The sequence below is a fragment of the Arthrobacter sp. HMSC08H08 genome, from assembly GCF_001807575.1.
In the GTDB taxonomy this organism is placed as follows: domain Bacteria; phylum Actinomycetota; class Actinomycetes; order Actinomycetales; family Micrococcaceae; genus Pseudoglutamicibacter; species Pseudoglutamicibacter albus.
The window spans coordinates 1-5338 of the sequence record NZ_KV789400.1 but is presented as its reverse complement, the minus strand read 5'-3'; the positions used below and the strand labels follow the sequence as shown (position 1 = coordinate 5338).

Genomic DNA, 5338 nt, shown 5'->3' with positions numbered 1-5338 from the left:
AAACCAGTCCAACTTTCGGGGGCTAGTTCAAAGAACCAGGCGGGGTTTGTGCGCTCTAGCCCCCGGCGCAGCCCTCCCCCTGACCATCAGACCCAACCCCAGCTCACGCTAAGGGTAGGCTTACCAGTATTATGTCGAAGAGCCAGAACACCATGGATCCCCTCGCGATCAGCGCCACCCGACCCACTTCATACGTTGATCACCAGCTGCTCGATACCCCAAGCGAGCGCGGTCATCGCATCATCCGCGCTGAGGTCTGCAGCATCAGTGCTCCGGCAAAGAATTTGCGTCGGATCGCCGTCCAGTCACCCGAACTAATGGGTTGCCAACTCTCTGGTCCTGATGAGTTCTTTGGCCTCCTCATGCCCCCGACCCCCGGCGCGCAGCTGCACCTTCCAGATCACGATGGTGGCATTAACATCCGCGCCAGCGTGGCGGCTATGCCGGAGGGGCGGCGCCCGATTCTGCGCTGGTACACCGTCCGAACACTTGATTCCGAACGCGGAATCCTCACTTTCGATGTGGTTACGCACGGCATAAGCAGCCCTGATGACGAGCACATCGGCCCCGGGCTTTCTTGGGCGTTGAACGCCCACGTCGGCGATGACGTCGCTCTGTGGACATGCCAGGGTCTGTGGCATCGTCAGCAGGCTTCCCAGACCTTGATTGCCGACCCCTCTGCAGCGCCTTCCCTCCGCGCCATCCTGGAGTACACGCAGACCTTCGCGCCCGAACAGCTACCCGAGATGCACGTGATTGTGCTTGCCGAAAGCCAGCACGACCTGGAACCGCTGCTACGTGAACACTGGCAGGACAAGGTAGGCAGCTTAAAAGTTATTCTCCGCCCTACGACAGAGTTCAGCGGCGCCACCCTGTCGCACCTTCGCCAACTCGACGAAGCCAAGCACCCCGCCACCCGCGCGTCATATGTCTGGGTCGCGGGCGAAGGAGATCTCTGCAAAGACGTACGGCGCCACGTCATTGACTCGTGGGGTCTTAAGAGCGACTCCGTGCAATGGTGCCCGTACTGGTTCATCGGCAGGGCTCGCCCTTAGCTCGGGTCAGATGACGCCAATCCCGAGCACCTAGCCACCGCCCTCTGCGGTGTGGCGCTAGGAGGCCTGGGTGGGGTTGTCGACGACTCCTCGTGGCACGATGATCGGCGCTGTGCCACGGGGGTCCTCCCACACCTCAGCGCGCAGGCCATAAGCCTCGTGGAGCACATCCTCCGTTAGCGCTTCCCGCGGTGCGCCCTGCGCGATCTTTTTCCCACCCTTCATCACGATCATGGTGTCGCTGAAGGCACCAGCCAGGCTGAGGTCATGCAGCACCGTCACGACTGTCTTGCCCTCCCGAGCGAGCTCGCGCACGATCCCCAGGATCTCCATCGCATGCGCTGGGTCTAGGTAAGTTGTCGGCTCATCCAGCAACACGACTGGTGTATCCTGCGCCAGCACCATCGCCATCCAGACGCGCTGCCTCTGGCCACCAGAGAGCGCCGCCACATCACGAGCGGCAAGGTGGTCAGTCGCTGTTTTCTCCAACGCCTCCCGCACCTTCTTCCGGTCCTCGGAGGGCGATTCGCTCCCACCCCACAGCGCGCGCCGGTAGGGGTGCCTCCCACGCTCCACCAGCTCCCCTACCGTCAGCCCCGGCGGGCAGATCGGATGTTGCGGCAAGAGCGCGATGAGACGAGCTGCCTCGCGGGCGCCCAAGCCGTGGACGTCCTTATCCGCGACGAGCACCCGCCCCTGGCTGGGAACGAGAAGCCTGGACAGGGCCTTGAGCAGGGTGGACTTGCCACAGCCATTGGGGCCAAGCAGCGTCGTGACCTGCCCCGGCTGCGCTTCAAAAGAGACATCCTTAACGATGCTCCGGTCCTCGCTGTAGCCGACCGTCACGTGCTCGACTCGCATACTCATTGGATCGTTCCTTTCACAGTTCCGCGACGCGCGGCCGACCACACCAACCAAATCAGCGCAGGTCCGCCGATAATCGCGGTCACCAACCCCACAGGAGCAGTAAAGGGCAACGCACCTGCCACCACCGCGCACACGGCCATGAGCGCGGATCCCGCAACAGCCGAACACAACGGATGAGGCGTAGGGGTACCGGCCACCAACTTGGCCAACTGAGGAGCCAGCAACGCGATAAAACCGATGGGCCCAACAAAGGAAACCACGACCGCAACGATGCCGGTCGCTGCGATAAGCAAGATCGAGCGCACCCGGGTGACATTCACGCCAAGGGTGGAAGCGGTGGCGTCGTCATGAGCAAAAAGTGGAAGATCGACCGTGACGACGAGGCCCAAGACCACGAAAGGCAGCATGCCCAACACCATGGGCAACAACGCTTCGGTGCGTACGAAGCCGGTGGAACCAGCGAGCCACGTTTGAGCATCGGCAGCACGGGTCAGCTCTGCTTTGAGCAAAAGATACTGCACCAAGGCCTGCGTAAGAAAAGAAAGCGCCAGGCCAATGAGCACCACGCGCTGAGAGGTGCCAAAGCCACCGAGCAGCATAAGCAACGCGACAATCACCAGGGAGCCGATGAGGGCGAGTCCCGCACGCCACCAAAACGTCGGGATACCCTCGCTCCATGCCGGTCGGGCAAGCACTGTGCCCGCAACGACAAGCACTGCTGCGCCCCCGGAAACGCCGAGGATATCGGGGCTGGCTAGCGGATTGCGGGCCATGGCTTGAGTCCATGATCCGGCGAGCCCCAGGGCCGCGCCAACCACGACGGTGGCGATGGCCACGGGAAGGCGCAGATCCCACACAACGTTGATCGCCTGGCGCGTACCGCCACCGGTGAGAACATCAAGCACCTCAGCCGGGCTGAGCTTCACAGCCCCCTGCCCAAGAATGAGGAAATAACCGAGCACCGTGGCGGCGGCGAAGCCTAATGTCGCCAGGAAGATACGCCTGGTGCGAGCGCGCTTGACTGCGTGCAATGCCGTCATCCCGCTCACACTGCCACCTCCGCGTCTTTCGAGCCCGAAATGCCTCGCCGACGACGAACCGCCGCGACCATAATGGGCGCACAGCCGATAGCCAGAACAATCGACATCTCGAGTTCATTCGGCTGCAGCACGAAACGACCAACAATGTCTGCCAACAACGTGGCAGCGCCGCCAACCACCGCGGTGGGCACCAGCAAGCGCGTAAGCCCAGGGCCGGTGACAGGCCGCAGCAAATGCGGTACGGCAAAGCCCACAAAAGTAACAAGCCCCACGGTGGCGGTCGCCGAACCGGCAAGAATAACCACCGCAGCGGCGGCGAGCAGACGTGCTCGGGCGGGCGAGCCACCCAGGGAACGAGCCGCATCCTCACCCATGGCCAGAAGGTCCAGTGGCCGTGCCGCTAACGCCGCGCACAGTGCCCCGAGGGCTAGGCCGACAGCAGCCATCAGCACGTCATCCATACCGCGCCCTGCGGTGGAGCCGACGGTCCAGCGGCGCAGTCCCTCCAGGGTGTCGGAGGAATAGAGGCTCAGCATATTCGTGGCTGCTTGCAGGGTGAAGGTGACGCCGACGCCTACCAGCACCAGCGTCAATGGGTCGCGGGAGACCCGGGAGATAAGCAGGACGACCAGCGCGGCAATGGCCGCACCGATAAGCCCTGCCACTGCCCGGTGCCCGACCGTCGTCGCCCACCCCACGGTGAGTGAGACGGCGACCGCGAATCCCGCGCCGGCGTTGACACCGATGATGCCGGGGTCCGCCAAGGGGTTGCGTGTCCAGCTCTGCGCGATCGCTCCCGCCATGGCGAGGGCTGCGCCCGCGAACACAGCCAAGAGAGTGCGGGGCACGCGCAGGTCCCAAACAATCCCTGCCTGCTCTGCGCCAGCGGTGGAATGTGGCGCGTGGTGCGGTCCGTGCAGGAGGATGCTGGTCACCTCCCCCATCGACAGGCTGCGGGCCCCTAGGTACAAGGAGGCGATCATCAAAAGCACCAGAAAAGCCAGTGCGCCAAGCGTAACCGCGACAACGGACAGGGGACGCCTAGCCCCCGCACCGCCACGTAGGCGTTGTGCGGGAGAGGCGAGCGGTGAGAGCGCTTTGATCACAGAACTTCTGCAGCTAGACCGCGTCGGAGAACTTCTCGACGGCCCACGGGATGGTCAGGGGGTTGGGCATGCTCATCGCGTTACCGACGTTGTCCTCCATCCAGTACACCTTGCCCTCGCGAACCACCTCGAGCTTGCTGAAGGTTGGATCCTTCTTCAGAGTTTCTGCTGCCCCCTGGTAATCGAGCACAAAGAGGTAATCCACGTTGTTGAGCTCGTTGTAGTTCTCGGGAGCGATGTCGCGGTAGAACTCACCGCCATTGCCCTCAAGCTCCTTCGGAATGTCGAAGCCCAAGTTCTCGATGAACTGCCCTCGACCATCGCCGGAGGTGTACAGGCCAATCTTGCCCTCGTAGGGCATGACGATAGCTGCGCGCTTGCCCTTGAGCTCGGGGTGCTGCTTTCGGAAGTCCTCGAAAGCCTTCTGCGTCTCCTCGACGAGCTTGTCCCCTTCCTCCTTCTTATCCACAGCCCTCGCGATCTGGGCTACCTGGTCTCGCCACGGGATCTGCCAGTCCGTTGTCCCCTCTGGCTTGACGGTGGTTGGGGCAATGTCGTTGAGAGCCTTCTTCGCCTGCTCATCCACGGCGCTGTTCACAGCGATGATCTTGTCGGGATCGGCAGCCGAAATCTTTTCCAGAACTTCAGCAGTGAAGCCGTTACCGGTGCCGTAGACAGTTTCTGGCTTCTCGTCCCCAAGCTTGTCGGTTGCCCATGGGCCAACGCCCGAGGCATCCACATCGCCCTCCGCACCCCACGGCGCTACCAGGACAGGCTGGATTCCGAGAGCGAGCAGTGTATCGGCGTCCCCGAGCCCAACTGCCGCGATCCGCTCATTGCCTGCCCCTTCCCCTCCTGAGGCCTGCTCCTCCCCTCGCGCGCAACCGGTGAGAACGAGGGCGGATACAGCCAGAGCTGCTGTGGTCTTGATAGCCGCGCGGCGGCTCAGAGTCTTCTTCAGGAACATGTCGGGCCTTAAAGTGTGAGAGTTTTGGGTGCTTCGACTGCAGCGGGACATCGCGGTGCAAGCGACCCAAAATATCCGGAAAGAATACTCCGGCAGGTCACGGGCACAGCATGACGCGCAACAATTTCAAAATAATACCAAGGGTAGCCTAACCTTACAAACCCTCGGCTTACTCGCTGGTAGCGATGCCCAAAACTAGGACCCACCCCAAGTACCACCAACAAACCCCACCGTGTTCCACACACAGCACAACCCCCGCGCGGTTCCTCAGAATGAACTGCTCCCCTTTAGTTGGACTGAGAA

Annotated in this window: 5 protein-coding genes; 1 reads left to right on the top strand and 4 read right to left on the bottom strand. The window is 62.5% G+C overall.

Going from position 1 to position 5338, the window contains the following annotated elements; all coding sequences use genetic code 11:
- Window positions 1-131: 131 nt before the first annotated feature.
- On the top strand, window positions 132-1055 hold the full coding sequence (locus tag HMPREF3175_RS07410; protein WP_070491593.1) for a siderophore-interacting protein: 924 nt from the start codon (window positions 132-134) through the stop codon (window positions 1053-1055).
- A 57-nt stretch (window positions 1056-1112) separates the two neighbouring features.
- Here the strand turns inward: HMPREF3175_RS07410 and HMPREF3175_RS07405 are convergent, their stop codons facing one another.
- The 4 genes from HMPREF3175_RS07405 to HMPREF3175_RS07390 all read right to left on the bottom strand — a co-directional run bounded on the left by HMPREF3175_RS07405 (window position 1113) and on the right by HMPREF3175_RS07390 (window position 5035).
- Window positions 1113-1922: an ABC transporter ATP-binding protein gene (locus HMPREF3175_RS07405; protein WP_070491591.1), complete on the bottom strand. Its 810-nt coding sequence runs from the start codon at window positions 1920-1922 to the stop codon at window positions 1113-1115.
- Window positions 1919-2962, bottom strand: coding sequence for a FecCD family ABC transporter permease (locus HMPREF3175_RS07400; protein ID WP_070491595.1), 1044 nt, complete (start codon window positions 2960-2962; stop codon window positions 1919-1921). Before HMPREF3175_RS07400 ends, HMPREF3175_RS07405 begins: the two co-directional genes overlap by 4 nt.
- A 5-nt stretch (window positions 2963-2967) precedes the next feature.
- Entirely contained in the window at window positions 2968-3945 is a 978-nt protein-coding gene (locus HMPREF3175_RS07395) for a FecCD family ABC transporter permease (protein ID WP_198020645.1), read from the bottom strand.
- 136 nt (window positions 3946-4081) lie between these two features.
- Entirely contained in the window at window positions 4082-5035 is a 954-nt protein-coding gene (locus HMPREF3175_RS07390) for an iron-siderophore ABC transporter substrate-binding protein (protein WP_070491589.1), read from the bottom strand.
- Window positions 5036-5338: the final 303 nt, after the last annotated feature.